We start from the raw sequence: 14,478 nt of genomic DNA, 5'->3' as shown, positions 1-14,478 counted from the left end.
TCAACGGTCGATTCCCACCACGCCGGGGCCCGGGTCATGCGGCCGCTCCGGCGGCGCCTCCAGCACCGCGGGCACGCCCTCGTGCACGGCCCAGCGCTCATCCGCGTCGCCGGCCTGGCCTGATCGACTGCGCCGGACATAGTTCTCGTATGAGCGGTCGCGGTAGCCGCCGGCCGGCGCCCGGCTCTCCGGTCGCCCGGCCGGAGCAGGGCCCTGGCCCGGGTGGACCGCATCCCGCCGCGGGGGTGCCGGAGCCCGGCCACGTGCGGCGGATCCGGACATCGGAACCGTGCCCGGCTGGGCAGTTCGCGGTTCGGCCGGTCCGGGCGCGCCGATGACTCCTCCCGGGCCGATGACCCCAGGGCCGAGAGGCACAGCGGGCGGCCCGGACGTGGACGTGGATCGGCGAGGCCCGATGACGATGCCGCCGTCGACCACCTCGTACGGTCCGGGTGCAAGGCCCGTCGGAGCTCCGCCTCCGCCCGCCTGCTGACCGCCCGCGCCGCCGGTGAGGACCGGTCCCGCCTCCGGACTCCAGGTCTCGGAAGGCACAGGCGGGTCGAAGACGGGCGGCGGGAGCATTGCCGACTGCGTCGTTCCCGATGAGCGCCGGCGCGTCACCGCCTGCGTCGCGGATCCCGGCTGTCCCGCGCCTGCCTGATCATCGACGAGCACCCCGCCGTGCTCCTGCGTGCCGCGGTACGGAAGGCTCGCGTTGATGGAGCCGGAGGCTCTGGCGACTTTGGCGTCGGCGGCCATGAAGGCGTCCCTGGCCTGCTGATCGAGCCGCCGATCGCCCGCGTTGGAAACGACGAGCCCGGCTCCCGCGGGCCGCCTGGTGTATTCAGCCATCATCTGCTCGAGCTGGCGCCGGACCTCGCGTATCGCGGCGAAGGCCTCATCGACCCCGACGCAGATGCGACCGGCGCCGTTGGCCGTGGCCGTCATCGCGTCGATCAGGCCGTTGAGCCGGCCCACGAACGCGTCCGCCGCCTCGCTGCGCTGCGGCGGCCAGCCCTCGATGAGGCGATCGCGGTGGACCCGGAGATTGTCGCGCTGCTGCTCCAGGGCGACCCGGAGCCGATGCAGCGTGTTGACGTGCACGAACCCGGCATCCGGGTCCTCGCCGGCGACGGACTTCCACAGGTCCGGCAACCGGTAGGCGGCGTAGGTCTCGGCCATCAGATCGACCTGCCGGTGTCCGGGTCGACCGCGTGGAGGTCCGCGCCGGTCCGCAGCCTCGCCGCGCCGACGGCACCGCTGAGGTCCGCGACCGAGACGGCATCGGCCTCGGAGTACGCCTCGGCGACGGCGTGCGCCGCCCGCGCCATCACCGCGCCCTCTTCGAGCATCGCGTCCATGATGTCGAACAGCTCGATCAGCTTGGCGTGGTAGTCCGCGGCCGCCTTGTGCACCGCCGGACTCGCCGTCCCGGTGCCGAACATCGGTGTCGCGGCGAAGAGGTGCAGCGTCTGCACCTTCTCCGCGGACAAGTGCACGTCCAGATCGTGCTGGAAGTCCCGCCCGAACGCGTGGACCACGCTCGGATCGACCACGAACCCCGGCTCACCCACCGCGCCCTCCCCGCCACGATGCGCATCGAACCCGATGACCGTAACGGAGAGTCCCGGCGCGCGGCGACCCCGAAGCCGCCGGGGCCGAACAAGAGGCAAATACCCCCAGAAGCCGCGTACGGCTACGGGAAGAAGGGCCACGTCGGGGTGGTCGGGCCCGGCAGGGGGTTGGTCCAGCCCGGGAACGGGTTGCGCGTGCCCGGGAAGCTCGGCGTGGGGGTCGGCGCCGGGGCCGGCAGCGACGGGAACGCCGCCGGAGTCGTCGACGTCAGGCTGCCCTGGTGCACGTCGCAGGAGTCCAGGCCGTTGTCGTAGCCGCCGAAGAACGACGACTCGCGCTGCTGCGGCGAGCCGTGGGCGCCCTCCTTGAACCACGGCTCGTCCGGCGGGTCGCCGACCGAGATCAGGCCCGCCTTCAGCTCGTCCAGGTCGCCCGTGTCGAGGGTCAGCTCGCCGGTGCGGATCGAGTCGCCGATCATGGCGCCGGCGAAGCAGTCGGCCTGCAGCTCCTGGTAGATCGTGAACTGGTACTGGATGCCGAGGCGCTGCTGGATGCCGTGGCCGTACTCGTGGCCGAGGAGGTAGAACACGAACGCGTCGCCCATGTCGTTGTAGACCTGCTCCGACCAGTTCCGGTCGTAGGCGATGAAGTCGCCGATCGGGCAGTACGCCGCGTTCTGGGCCGGGATCGGCTGGGTGCCGCAGGAGATCTGGCCGTCGACGACGTACGGGATGATCTTCGTGATCGGGCGGAAGCCCACGATCTTCGCGCCCCAGTAGTGCTCGGCGACGCGGACGGCGATGTTCAGGTCCGAGGCGAAGCTGCCGTTCGCGAGGGCCGTCTGCGCGGGGTACCAGCAGCAGATCGCGAAGGCCAGGCCCCATAAAGCCCGTTTCATGGCCGAGGGGGTACCCGGGTGCGGGCTGCCGAAGAAGCCCGCACCCGATTAGCACCTCAGGCGGATAGGGCCACCGCGGACGGCTCGACCGGCGAGGGCAGGGTGCCGTCGCCGCCCAGGTACGCGTGGATGGACGCGGCCGCCGCGCGGCCCTCGGCGATGGCCCACACGATCAGCGAGGCGCCGCGGTGCATGTCGCCCGCGACGAAGACGCCGGGCGCCGTGCTCTGCCACGTGGCGTCGGTGTCGATGCCGCCGCGCCGGTTGCGGGTCAGGCCGAGGTTGGTCAGCAGCGGACCCTCCTCGGTGCCCTCGAAGCCGATCGCGAGCAGCACGAGGTCGGCCGGGTACTCCCGCTCGGAGCCCTCCACGACGCTCACGATGCGGCGGCCGTCCACTCTGGACACCTTGACCTCGGCGATGCGCACCGCGGTGAGGTTGCCGTCGGCGTCGCCCTCGAACGAGGTCACGGCGACGGCGAAGGCGCGCTCGCCGCCCTCCTCGTGGGCCGGGTAGCTGCGCAGGATCCAGGGCCAGGTCGGCCACGGGTCGCGGGACTCGTCGCGCTGCTGCGGCGGCGTCGGGTACTGGTCCAGCTGCAGCACCGACCGGGCGCCCTGCCGGTGCGCGACGCCCAGGCAGTCGGCCGCGGTGTCGCCGCCGCCGATGATGACGACGTGCTTGCCCTCGGCCGTGATCGCGGCCGACGGCTGCTTGCCGGCGACGACGCGGTTCGACTCGACCAGGTGCTCCATCGCCAGGTGCACGCCCCGCAGCTCGCGGCCGGGCGTCTCGGGCGTGTCGCGGCCGGCGAGCGCGCCGCAGGCCAGCAGCAGCGCGTCGTGCGAGGCGCGCAGCTCGTCCACGGAGACCGTGACGCCGACGTTGACGCCGGTGCGGAACTGCACCCCCTCCGCGATCAGCTGCTCGAGCCGGCGGTCGATGTGCTCCTTCTCGAGCTTGAAGTCCGGGATGCCGTAGCGCAGGAGCCCGCCGAGGGCGTCGTCGCGCTCGTACACCACGACGTCGTGCCCGGCCCGGGCCAGCTGCTGCGCGGCGGCGAGCCCGGCCGGCCCGGAGCCGACCACGCCCACGCTCTTGCCCGAGCGCTCGGGCGCCGGGCGCGCGGTGATGCGGCCGACCGCCACCGCGCGGTTGATGATCTCGACCTCGACCTGCTTGATCGTGACCGCCTGGCCGCCGGAGATGGACAGCACGCAGGCCGCCTCGCACGGGGCCGGGCACAGCCGCCCGGTGAACTCCGGGAAGTTGTTCGTCGCGTGCAGGGCCTCGATCGCGAAGTCCCAGTCGCCGCCCCGGACCAGGTCGTTCCAGTCCGGGATGCGGTTGCCCAGCGGGCAGCCGTCGTGGCAGAACGGGATGCCGCAGTCCATGCAGCGGCTGGCCTGCTCCCGGATCAGCTCGTCGGTCGCGGGCGGGTAGACCTCGCGCCAGTCCCGCAGGCGCACCGGGACCGGCCGGCGGGCCGGCAGCCGCCGCTCGTGCTTCAGGAAACCGTTCGGGTCAGGCACGTGCCACCTCCATGACAGCCGCATCCACGTCGCGGCCGGCAGCCTCGGCGGCCCGAATCGCCTCCATCGCGCGCTCGTAGTCGCGCGGCATGACCTCGGTGAACTGCGCCACCGCGGTGCCCCAGCCGGCCAGCATCCGCTCCGCGACCGCCGAGCCGGTCTCGGCGTGGTGCTCGGCGATGTACGCCCGCAGCTTCTCGGGGTCGCTGACCGGCCGCAGGTCGACCAGCTCCGCGTTGACCAGGTTCCGGTCGAGGTTGTGCACGTACGCCACGCCGCCGGACATGCCCGCGGCGAAGTTGCGCCCGGTGGTGCCGAGCACGACCACGGTGCCGCCGGTCATGTACTCGCACCCGTGGTCGCCCACGCCCTCGACGACCGCGAGGGCGCCGGAGTTGCGCACCGCGAAGCGCTCCCCGGCCCGGCCGCGCATGAACAGCTTGCCCGCGGTCGCGCCGTACAGCACCGTGTTGCCGCCGATCGTCTGCTCCTCGGCGACGAACGGCGCGCGCTCGTCCGGGCGCACGATGAGCCGGCCGCCGGAGAGACCCTTGCCGACGTAGTCGTTGGCCTCGCCCACCAGCCGCAGGGTGACCCCGCGGGGGACGAAGGCGCCGAAGGACTGCCCGGCCACGCCCCGCAGCGTGATGTGCACGGTGTCGTCGGGCAGGCCGGCCCCGCCGACCCGCCGCACGACCTCGCCGCCGAGCATCGCGCCGACCGAGCGGTGCTCGTTGCGCACCGCGACCTCGAGCGTGACCGCCTCGCCGGCGTCCAGCGCCGGGGACACCGCGGCGATGAGCTGGTTGTCCAGCGCCCGTTCGAGCCGGTGGTCCTGCTTGGTGGTCTGGCGCCGGGCCGCGTCGTCGTCCAGCGGCGGCACGTGCAGCAGCGGGGTCAGGTCGAGCCCGCCGGCCTTCCAGTGGTCGATCGCCGGGCGCACGTCGAGCAGCTCGGTGTGGCCGATCGCCTCGTCCAGGGTCCGGAAGCCCAGATCGGCGAGGTAGGAGCGCACCTCCTCGGCGAGGAACCAGAAGAAGTTCTCGACGAACTCCGGGGTGCCGGTGAACCGCTCGCGCAGCACCGGGTTCTGCGTCGCGATCCCCACCGGGCACGTGTCGAGGTGGCAGACGCGCATCATGATGCAGCCGGAGACGATGAGCGGCGCGGTGGCGAAGCCGAACTCCTCGGCGCCGAGCAGCGCCGCGACGACCACGTCCCGGCCGGTCTTGAGCTGCCCGTCGACCTGCACGCTGACCCGGTCCCGCAGCCCCGACAGCAGCAGGGTCTGCTGGGTCTCGGCCAGGCCCAGCTCCCACGGCGTGCCGGCGTGCTTGAGGGAGTTCAGGGGCGACGCGCCGGTACCACCGTCATGGCCGGAGATCAGGATGACGTCGGCCTTCGTCTTGGCCACGCCGGCGGCCACGGTGCCGACGCCGACCTCGGACACGAGCTTCACGTGCACGCGCGCCGACGGGTTGACGTTCTTGAGGTCGAAGACCAGCTGGGCGAGGTCCTCGATGGAGTAGATGTCGTGGTGCGGCGGCGGCGAGATGAGCCCGACGCCGGGGGTGGCGTGGCGGGTCTTGGCGATCCAGGGCCACACCTTGTTGCCCGGCAGCTGCCCGCCCTCGCCCGGCTTGGCGCCCTGGGCCATCTTGATCTGCAGGTCGTCGGCGTTGACCAGGTATTCGGTCGTGACGCCGAAGCGGCCGCTGGCGATCTGCTTGACGGCCGAGCGCCGACGCGGGTCGTGCAGGCGGTCGGCCTCCTCGCCGCCCTCGCCGGTGTTCGACTTGCCGCCGATGTTGTTCATGGCGATCGCGAGCGTCTCGTGCGCCTCGGCCGAGATGGAGCCGTAGGACATGGCGCCCGTCGCGAAGCGCTTGACGATCTCCGCGGCCGGCTCCACCTCGTCGATCGGCACCGCCGGGCGCACGCCCGTGCGCAGCTCGAAGAGGCCGCGCAGCGATCCCGCCCGGCCCGCCAGCTCGTCGACCCGCGCGGTGTAGCGCTGGAAGACGTCGTACTGCCGCGAGCGCGTCGCGTGCTGCAGCAGGAACACGGTCTCCGGGTTGAACAGGTGCAGCTCGCCCTCGCGGCGCCACTGGTACTCGCCGCCGACCTCGAGCCGCCGGTGCGCCCGCTCGGCCTCGTTGGCCGGGTAGGCGCGGGCGTGCCGGGCGGCGATCTCCGCGTGCACCTCGGCCAGGCCGATGCCGCCGATCTTGCTCGGGGTGCCGGTGAAGTACCGCTCCACGAACCGCGGGTCGAGCCCGACGGCCTCGAAGACCTGGGCGCCGCAGTACGACGAGACGGTCGAGATGCCCATCTTGGACATGATCTTCAGGACGCCCTTGCCGAGCGCCTTGACGTAGTTGTGGACCGCGGTGTCCGGGTCGACGTTCGCGAGCGCGCCGGTGTTGATGAGGTCCTCGACGCTCTCGAACGCGAGGTACGGGTTCACCGCGGAGGCCCCGAAGCCGGACAGCAGGGCGACGTGGTGCACCTCGCGGCAGTCGCCGGACTCGACCACGAGCGAGACCTGGGTGCGGGTCTGCTCCCGGACCAGGTGCTGGTGCACCGCGGCGGTGAGCAGCAGCGACGGGATCGGGGCGAGGTCGACGGTGGAGTCGCGGTCGGAGAGCACCAGGATGCGCACGCCGTCCTCGATCGCCTCGGAGACGCCGCGCATGATCTCGACCAGCCGCCGCTTGATGCCGGTGGCGCCGTCGCGCACGGGGTAGAGGCCCGACACCCGCACGGCCTTGAAGCCGGGCAGGTCGCCGTCCTCGTCGATGTGCAGGAGCTTGGCCAGGTCGTCGTTGTCGATGACCGGGTAGGGCAGCGCGATCTGCCGGCACGACGCCGGGCCCGGGCGCAGCAGGTTGCCCTCGGGGCCGATGGTGGCCGCGACGCTGGTGACCAGCTCCTCGCGGATCGCGTCCAGCGGCGGGTTGGTGACCTGGGCGAAGAGCTGCGTGAAGTAGTCGTACATCAGCCGCGGGCGGGTCGAGAGCACGGCGACCGGGGTGTCGGTGCCCATCGAGCCCAGCGGCTCGGCGCCGGCCCGGGCCATCGGGCCGATGAGGATCTTGAGCTCCTCCTCGGTGTAGCCGAACGTCTGCTGCCGCCGCTGCACGGAGTCGTGGGTGTAGACGACGTGCTCGCGCTCGGGCAGCTGGTCGAGGTCCATGAGGCCGGCGTGCAGCCACTCCTCGTACGGCTCGGCCGCGGCCAGCTCGGCCTTGACCTCGTCGTCGGTGCGGATGCGGCCCGCCGCGGTGTCGACCAGCAGCATCTTGCCGGGGGCCGAGCGGCCCTTGGCGACGATGGTGGCCGGGTCGATGTCGAGCACGCCGGCCTCGCTGGCCAGCACGACCAGGCCGTCGCTGGTCTGCCACCAGCGGCCCGGGCGCAGGCCGTTGCGGTCGAGCACGGCGCCGACCACGGTGCCGTCGGTGAAGGCGACGCTGGCGGGGCCGTCCCACGGCTCCATCAGGCAGGCGTGGAAGCGGTAGAAGGCCCGGCGCAGCGGGTCCATCCGCGGGTCGTTCTCCCACGCCTCCGGGATCATCATGAGCACCGCGTGCGGCAGGCTCCGCCCGGCCAGGTGCAGCAGCTCGAGGACCTCGTCGAAGTTCGCCGAGTCCGACGCCTCCGGCGTGCAGATCGGGAACAGCCGGCGGATGTTGCCGGGCAGGTTCTCGCTGGCCAGCAGCGCCTCGCGGGCGGCCATCCAGTTGCGGTTGCCGCGGATCGTGTTGATCTCGCCGTTGTGGGCGATGATGCGGTACGGGTGGGAGAGCTCCCAGCTCGGGAACGTGTTCGTCGAGAAGCGCGAGTGCACCAGGGCGATGGCCGAGGCCACCCGCTCGTCGGACAGGTCGGGGAAGAAGGACACGACCTGGTCCGGGGTGAGCATGCCCTTGTAGGTGATGGTGCGGGACGACAGCGACGGGAGGTACAGCTGAATCCCCCGCTCCCGCGTCTCGCGCTCGGTCTGCTTGCGCACGCAGTAGACGACCCGGTCGAGGTCCAGCCCCTCGAGCACGGTGCCGGGCGCGCCGAGCCGCTCGGCGCTCACGAACACCTGGCGGATGCGGGGCATCGCGGCCAGGGCGGTGGCCCCGAGGTCGCTCGCGTCGACCGGCACGTCGCGCCAGCCGAGCACCTGGGCGCCCTCGACCAGCGCGTACTTCTCCAGCACCCGCTGGGCACGCGCGGCCGCGTCGTCGTCGGTCGGCAGGAAGGCCAGGCCGGTCGCGTACTGCCCGGCGGGGGGCAGCGCGAACGGCACGACCTCGCGCAGGAACGCGTCCGGGATCTGGATCATGATGCCCGCGCCGTCGCCGGTGTTCGGCTCGGCCCCGCGGGCGCCACGGTGGTCCATCCGGCGCAGCGCCGAGAGTCCCTTGAACACGACGTCGTGGGACCTGCGGCCGTGGATGTCGGCGACGAAGGCGACCCCGCAGGCGTCGTGCTCGAAGGCAGGGTCGTACAGGCCCTGCCGCTGCGGTCCGGGGTACACCATCGGGCCTCCTGACGTCATCGATTGCAAGTCGGGACAACGTCGGCCCTGAGGAGCGGTCTTGCCAGTGTACGCGAAGAGCGGGCGCAAGTTGCATGCTCGGTACTCGAGTCCGTACCCGCATGCCAGCGCGCCCGCCGCGTATGTTGCCAGCCAACGTACCGTGCGCGCGGGCCGGAACCTACCGCCCCGGGTCGTGACAAATCCCACGGAGCGGACGCCCGAGCGGTCGTTACCGAACTGTCACGCAACCTGTGGCAGTCGGCAAGACGTCCAACGAGCGGGTGGCCCTCGCCATCCGTTCCTTCCTACGATGATGCACGGCAAGATCTGCCGCCACCTCAGCGTTCGCGCAACGGTGAACCGGTGGCACGAACACGGGATACACCGGTGCGGTAACCGGTGCATGCTCTAGCCCAACGAAGGAGGTGTGGACATGGGAGTCTCCGCACGCGCACTGGCCACGATCGCCGCGCTCACGAGCGTCGTCGTTCTGGCTGCGGGATGCAGCAGCGACGATTCGCCGAAACCGAAATGGACCGGCGCTGACGGCAGTGCCGGCGGCCCCTCGGCTTCCGCGTCCGCCGCCGAGCAGCCCAAGGCGGCCTTCGCCGCTCCCGACGACGGTGCGAGCAACGTCTCCACCGCGACCGAGCTGTCCCTGCAGGCTCCCCCGGGCTCCAACGCCCAGGTGACCCTGACGGACGCCTCCGGTGCCGCGGTGAACGGCGGGCTCAACGCCGACGGGACGGCGTGGGTGCCCGGGGCCCAGCTCAAGTACGGCACGCAATACTCAGCCGTCGTGACCTCGGCCGGCGACACCGCCGGCAAGAAGATCACGTTCACCACCATGGCGAAGCCCGGCAAGACGGTCAACGTCTCCACGGCCGTCGCCGACAACAAGACGTACGGCGTGGGCATGCCCATCGTCGTGCGGTTCGGCTCCAGCGTCCCGCAGGAGATGCGGGCCTCGGTGCAGAAGCGGCTCATCGTCACCAGCACCCCGCCGCAGGTCGGCACCTGGTACTGGTTCAACGGCGGCGAGGTCCACTACCGCCCGAAGGAGTACTGGCAGTCCGGCACCAAGATCACCGTCCGGCTCGCCGTCGGCGGGCTCCAGCTCACCAAGACGGGCTGGGGCAGCAAGGACGTCACGAGCACGTTCAGCATCGGCGACAAGATCGTCATGACGACCGACGACAAGACCCACCAGATGACGGTGGAGCAGAACGGCACGGTCATCAAGACGATGCCGGTCAGCCTCGGCAAGGCCAAGACCCCCTCGTCCTCCGGGAACATGGTGGTCATGGACAAGAACCAGTCCGAGCTGTTCGTCGGCACCGACCCCGACGACCCGTACCGCGAGACCGTCTACTGGACGCAGCGCATGACCAGCGGCGGGGAGTACATCCACTCCGCCCCGTGGTCGGTGGGCGACCAGGGCAAGCGCAACGTGTCGCACGGGTGCACCAACGTGTCGGAGTCCAACGCGAAGTACCTCTACAACCTGACCAAGATCGGCGACGTCGTGATCGTGAAGAACACGACCCGCAAGCTCGCCTGGGGCAACGGCTGGACCGACTGGGACAAGTCCTGGGACGAGTACGTCAAGGGCAGCGCACTGCCGCCGCCGGCCGACACCACCGTCGCGACGCCGAGCACTCCGGCGTCCGCGAACCCCTCGGCCTCGGCCTAGCTCCAGCACCAGCAACAACAGGGCAGCTCAAGCGTTCACCGGGGCCGCCGCCCGTCCGCGAGGACGAGGCGGCGGCCCTTTCGCTGTCATCATTGCCCGGTGACCCCCTGGATCGATCCCCGCTTCGGCCCCGCGGGCGCGGCCGTCCTCGCGCTGCTCGTGGTCTGGTTCGTGGTGCGCATCGCGCGCTCCCCCGGCACCGTGGCGCGCCGCCGGGCCGAGATCGAGTCGCGGCCCGACGGCCGGATCCGGTTCCATCGGCGGTACATCCTGAGCTGGTGGCTGCTGAGCGCCGTGGCCCTGCTGCCGCTGGCGTTCGGCCCCGGCGTGGACCCGGGCGACTACGGCCTGCGGCTGCCCGGCCCGGCCGGGATCGCGCTGGCGCTGGGCGTCTTCGCGCTCTTCGCCGCGGTGGTCTGGGCCCGCGACCGGTTCCTGCGCCACCGTCTCGCCGCCGTCCCGCCCCAGGTCGCGTTCCTGCTGCCCCGCACCGGCCGGGAGCGGCTGTGGGGCGCCGGCACCGCGTTCACCGCGGGCATCTGCGAGGAGCTGGTGTTCCGGGGCGCGTTCCTGGCCGGCGCGATCGGCGGGCTGCACCTGCGGGTCTGGGTCGCGGGCGCGCTCGTGAGCCTGTTCTTCGGCCTCGGCCACCTGTACCAGGGGCTGCCCGGCATCATCGGCACCTCGGTCTTCGGGGCGTGCGCGACGGTGCTGTACGTCCTCTCCGGCAGCCTGCTCCTCCCGGTGCTCGTGCACGCCGCCGTCGACCTCGGCCCGTTCGCGCTGAGCCGGTTCCCGCCCGAGACCCCGGCACCGGCCCGGCCTGTCGGGTCGCCGTCCCCAGGATGATCCGGGCCATCGACGGGCGCTAGCCTCTCGCGCATGGCACTGGTCCGACGCAACGTCGTCCTCGGCACCTCCAGCAACCGGGTCGTGGCCGCCGCCACGGTCGCACCGCAGAACCTGGCCGTCCCGCAGGACCAGGACGTCACCCAGCGCATCCCCGCCCAGCCGACCGCCGCGTCGGGCGGGGTGCCCGGGGTGCCCGGGGAGGTGGCCGGCGCCGCGGTCACCGTCGGGCCCGACGCGCCCCCGGCCGCGCCCGGCAGCGAGGCCGCCGCGGTCACCACCCAGCCGGCGAGCATCGGCTCGCTGATCGCCGCGTTCGCGCTCGTCGCGGCGGGCGGGGCCGGGTCCTGGGCGCTGTACCACTTCGGCGTCAACGCCGACGAGATCCACCTGCCGGACGCGACCGCCCTGTTCGGGGTGCTGTTCGCGTTCGCCACCGCGGTCGAGCGCGTGCTCGAGCCCTTCGCCCGGTTCATGCCCGGCCGGCACGCCAAGGGTGAGCTGGAGAAGGCGGTGGCGAACATGGCGAACAAGTACCACGACGCCACCCTCGACGACCTCGTCCAGGTCGCGCACGCGAAGTCCATGGTGGACCGTGGCCGCGCCGACCGGGGCCTCGTCTCGTGGGGCATCGCGGTCGCCCTGGCCACCGTCGCCTCGGCGTCGGGCGGGCTCTACCTGCTGCACTCCATCGCGGGCGACGGCTGGCAGGGCATCCCGGTGTGGATCGACGCGATCATCACCGGCGTGGTGGTCGGCAGCGGCACGAAGCCCCTGCACGACGTCATCAGCAAGGTGCAGAAGAACAAGGAGAAGTCCGAGGACACCACGGCCGCCTGACGCTCCTAGAGCACCAGCAGGCCGTCGGTCTGCCCGCGCTCGGCGAGCCCGGCGAGCGCGGACTCGGCCTCCAGGAACGGCAGATACGGCAGGTCCGGCGGCTGGGAGCGCAGCACCTGTGTCGCGTGGTGGGCGGGGACGGCGCCGGACGGGTACGCCCGCGCGCACCGCGGGTCGACGAGCGCGTGGCGGGTCGCGAACCCCGCGACCGCCTCCCACTCGGCCAGCGGCGCGGTGGTCGGCAGGGTCACGCCGGGCGGCTCGGGCAGCACGTCGACGGCGGTGAAGGGCTCGCTGCCGGCCAGCCACCACGAGACCGCGCGGACGGCGGTGCGCAGGGGGTGCTCGCACCAGTACGGCACCAGCCCCGCCCGCACCACGTGCCACGGGTCCAGCAGCCGCCCGCACTCGACCACCAGCCGGTTGCCGGTGCGGTGCCCGGCGCGCAGCCAGTCGCGGTAGAGGTCGGCGACGGCCCCGCTGAGCACGTCGGGATGCCGGTAGAGCACCTGGCGCACGGGGTGGCCGTGCGCGGCCGCGAACCGGCGCAGGTCCTCGACGAGCCCGCGGTCGACGCTGCGCTCGCCGTCGCTGTCGACCGGCCGCTCGCCGAGCACCGCGGCGTCGCGCCGGTCGAGGTAGTCCTCGGGGGCCAGGCCCGAGGCGCGGCTACCGAGCTGGAAGGCGTACCCCGGGGGGCCCGCCACGGTCGCCCAGCGCCCGACGTCGCGGGTCACGATGACCGGCGCGCCCGGGCGCAGCCGCTCCGCGATCCAGTCCCGGTAGGCCTCGGGCAGCCGCTGCCAGCGCACCACCGAGTACGCGGCCGCCGCCGTCGACCACCCGCGCCACACCGGGTCGTAGACCTGCCGCACCGCGACGTCCGGGTTCGCGGCGAGGACCGCCCGCGCGCCGCGCTCGCCCGCCTTGGCCGCGGCCGTGTTGTCGGCGGCGGTACTGCCCGTGCCCCGCTCCCGCACCGCGACGTCCGGCGTGGCCAGCTCGAACCCCGCGGGCAGCCACGGCACCCCGAGCGCCGCGGCCAGATGCAGCGCCGCGCCGTGGGGCGAGCCGATGACGAGGCCGTGGTACCGACCGGCCGGCAACTGCCCCGTGAGCCACCGGGCCACGCCCCCGGCGTCGACGGCGGACTCCGCCGCCCGCCCCGCGGCGCTCCACCGCGGGGCCGCCACCACGGGCCGGGGCACGCCCCGCCGGTAGGCCAGTCCCCGCCCGGAGGCCATCGCCAGCGCGATCCCCAGCCCCGTCGGCCATTGCAGATCGACATCCCGCGCGGTTTCGGCCCGCCGCCTCATGCCGTTGCCACCAGTTCCCCCCAGAAAGGTTTTCGTGCACCGGTCCTGCCCAAGGTCCCGATCCCTAAACCCCTGCCGTGGCGCGCCCGAACCCGAACCCGTAGACTCGCTACACATGAAGGCGGACGCGCTACGGGGGCACCTCGACGCACTCCTGCTCGCGGTGCTCGACGGCGAACCCCGCCACGGCTACGCGATCATCGAGGCCCTCCAGGAGCGCAGCGGCGGCTCCCTGACCCTCCCGACCGGCACCGTGTATCCGGCCCTGCGCCGCCTCGAGCGCGCGGGCTACGTGGAGAGCGCCTGGTCGACGGTGGGCGGCCGGGAGCGCCGGACCTACCGCCTGACCAACGCGGGCCGCAAGGTGCTGACCGAGGAGCGCTCGGCCTGGCAGGAGTTCACCTCGACGATCGGCGCGGTCCTGATGCCCCCGGCGGCGCCCGCCTCGTAGGCTCCCGGCGGCTCCCGCTTTCCCAGGCTCCGCGACTTTCCTGGGCTCCGCAGCGCCAGACCCTCGGCGACGCCGGACCCCGCTCGCGCTAGGCGGCGACCGAGGCGCGCGCGTGCACCGCGAACTGCAAGCAGCGCACCGACATGAGCCCGGCGTAGCCGAACGCGGCGAGGTTGCCCGCCATCCCGAGGATCACCGGCGGCCAGGTCGCCGCGGCCGGCCACTGGTAGATGCTGAGCCCGAACACGGCCGCCCCGAGCAGCGCGTGCGGCCCGAGGAAGGTCATCGCCCCGAGCCCGACGAGCCGGGTGTACCGCACGCCGTCGCGCAGATACCGGCTCCCCCACGAGAACCCGAGCACGACGAGCGCGGCGACCCCGGCGGCCAGGAACGACGTGTACTTGAAGTGGTCGACGAGCACCCAGTAGAGGTGCGAGGCGTGCTCCTGGACGCTCCACGGGCTGTCCCACCACATGAGCGGCGCGAGCACGTTCACGAGCGGCAGCGCCAGCGCGATCCAGGTCGCGGTCCGCCGCCCCTGCTGCGCGGCGAGCTCGGCCTGGTAGGCCGGCGCGACCTCGCCCAGCGTCCCGAACTCGGCCACGGCGATCCGCTCGGCCTCGGCGGCGTCCAGGCCGGCGTCGAGGTGCGCGGCGGCGGCGTCCTCGAGACTGTGCCGGGCCTCGGTGATCATCTCCGCGCGTGTGCGCCCCGGTCCGCGCAGCGCGGCGGCGAGGCCGTCGACGTATGCGTCGATCGGTCCGGTCGCGGGCGGCGGCACCCCCTTCAC

General features: G+C 72.9%; 11 protein-coding genes. 4 read left to right on the top strand and 7 right to left on the bottom strand.

Annotation, left to right across the window (positions count from 1 at the left end; all coding sequences use genetic code 11):
• From ACQP2P_RS08345 to gltB, 5 genes are all read right to left on the bottom strand, one after another.
• Positions 1-1,182, bottom strand: coding sequence for a hypothetical protein (locus tag ACQP2P_RS08345; protein WP_433614401.1), 1,182 nt, complete (start codon positions 1,180-1,182; stop codon positions 1-3).
• Positions 1,182-1,574, bottom strand: a complete 393-nt coding sequence (locus ACQP2P_RS08340) for a hypothetical protein (protein WP_433614399.1) — start codon at positions 1,572-1,574, stop codon at positions 1,182-1,184. Before ACQP2P_RS08340 ends, ACQP2P_RS08345 begins: the two co-directional genes overlap by 1 nt.
• A 122-nt stretch (positions 1,575-1,696) precedes the next feature.
• Entirely contained in the window at positions 1,697-2,473 is a 777-nt protein-coding gene (locus ACQP2P_RS08335; protein WP_433614397.1) for a neutral zinc metallopeptidase, read from the bottom strand.
• A gap of 56 nt (positions 2,474-2,529) precedes the next feature.
• Complete coding sequence (locus ACQP2P_RS08330; RefSeq protein WP_433614395.1) at positions 2,530-4,005, bottom strand: glutamate synthase subunit beta; 1,476 nt, start codon at positions 4,003-4,005, stop codon at positions 2,530-2,532.
• A complete protein-coding gene (gene gltB / locus ACQP2P_RS08325; protein ID WP_433614393.1) occupies positions 3,998-8,557 on the bottom strand; it encodes a glutamate synthase large subunit in 4,560 nt (1,519 codons plus the stop codon). The genes ACQP2P_RS08330 and gltB overlap by 8 nt, the downstream gene beginning before the upstream one ends.
• A 415-nt stretch (positions 8,558-8,972) precedes the next feature.
• On the opposite strand from gltB, the gene ACQP2P_RS08320 reads away from it, so the two are divergent.
• The 3 genes from ACQP2P_RS08320 to ACQP2P_RS08310 all read left to right on the top strand — a co-directional run bounded on the left by ACQP2P_RS08320 (position 8,973) and on the right by ACQP2P_RS08310 (position 11,921).
• Positions 8,973-10,232 (top strand): Ig-like domain-containing protein, encoded by a 1,260-nt coding sequence (locus tag ACQP2P_RS08320; protein ID WP_433614391.1) that lies wholly within the window; start codon positions 8,973-8,975, stop codon positions 10,230-10,232.
• Between the two features lie 99 nt (positions 10,233-10,331).
• Positions 10,332-11,081, top strand: coding sequence for a CPBP family intramembrane glutamic endopeptidase (locus ACQP2P_RS08315; protein WP_433614389.1), 750 nt, complete (start codon positions 10,332-10,334; stop codon positions 11,079-11,081).
• A 33-nt stretch (positions 11,082-11,114) separates the two neighbouring features.
• Positions 11,115-11,921: a hypothetical protein gene (locus ACQP2P_RS08310; protein ID WP_433614388.1), complete on the top strand. Its 807-nt coding sequence runs from the start codon at positions 11,115-11,117 to the stop codon at positions 11,919-11,921.
• Between the two features lie 5 nt (positions 11,922-11,926).
• Here the strand turns inward: ACQP2P_RS08310 and ACQP2P_RS08305 are convergent, their stop codons facing one another.
• Positions 11,927-13,237, bottom strand: a complete 1,311-nt coding sequence (locus ACQP2P_RS08305) for a hypothetical protein (RefSeq protein WP_433614386.1) — start codon at positions 13,235-13,237, stop codon at positions 11,927-11,929.
• Positions 13,238-13,352: 115 nt separating this feature from the next.
• On the opposite strand from ACQP2P_RS08305, the gene ACQP2P_RS08300 reads away from it, so the two are divergent.
• On the top strand, positions 13,353-13,688 hold the full coding sequence (locus ACQP2P_RS08300; RefSeq protein ID WP_433084737.1) for a PadR family transcriptional regulator: 336 nt from the start codon (positions 13,353-13,355) through the stop codon (positions 13,686-13,688).
• Positions 13,689-13,776: 88 nt separating this feature from the next.
• On the opposite strand, the gene ACQP2P_RS08295 is transcribed toward ACQP2P_RS08300, so the two are convergent.
• Positions 13,777-14,478, bottom strand: a complete 702-nt coding sequence (locus tag ACQP2P_RS08295; protein ID WP_433614383.1) for a permease prefix domain 1-containing protein — start codon at positions 14,476-14,478, stop codon at positions 13,777-13,779.

Origin of the sequence: Dactylosporangium sp. CA-139114 (assembly GCF_050955725.1) — a bacterium.
GTDB lineage: Bacteria > Actinomycetota > Actinomycetes > Mycobacteriales > Micromonosporaceae > Dactylosporangium.
The sequence above is the reverse complement of the archived record's forward strand: the minus strand, read 5'-3'. Positions and strand labels throughout refer to the sequence as shown.

Coding starts and splice junctions, on each gene's coding strand:
- ACQP2P_RS08345 (WP_433614401.1), bottom strand. CDS start 1,182: ATGGCCGAGACCTACGCCGCCTACCGGTTGCCGGACCTGTGGAAGTCC.
- ACQP2P_RS08335 (WP_433614397.1), bottom strand. CDS start 2,473: ATGAAACGGGCTTTATGGGGCCTGGCCTTCGCGATCTGCTGCTGGTAC.
- gltB (WP_433614393.1), bottom strand. CDS start 8,557: ATGACGTCAGGAGGCCCGATGGTGTACCCCGGACCGCAGCGGCAGGGC.
- ACQP2P_RS08320 (WP_433614391.1), top strand. CDS start 8,973: ATGGGAGTCTCCGCACGCGCACTGGCCACGATCGCCGCGCTCACGAGC.
- ACQP2P_RS08310 (WP_433614388.1), top strand. CDS start 11,115: ATGGCACTGGTCCGACGCAACGTCGTCCTCGGCACCTCCAGCAACCGG.
- ACQP2P_RS08305 (WP_433614386.1), bottom strand. CDS start 13,237: ATGAGGCGGCGGGCCGAAACCGCGCGGGATGTCGATCTGCAATGGCCG.
- ACQP2P_RS08300 (WP_433084737.1), top strand. CDS start 13,353: ATGAAGGCGGACGCGCTACGGGGGCACCTCGACGCACTCCTGCTCGCG.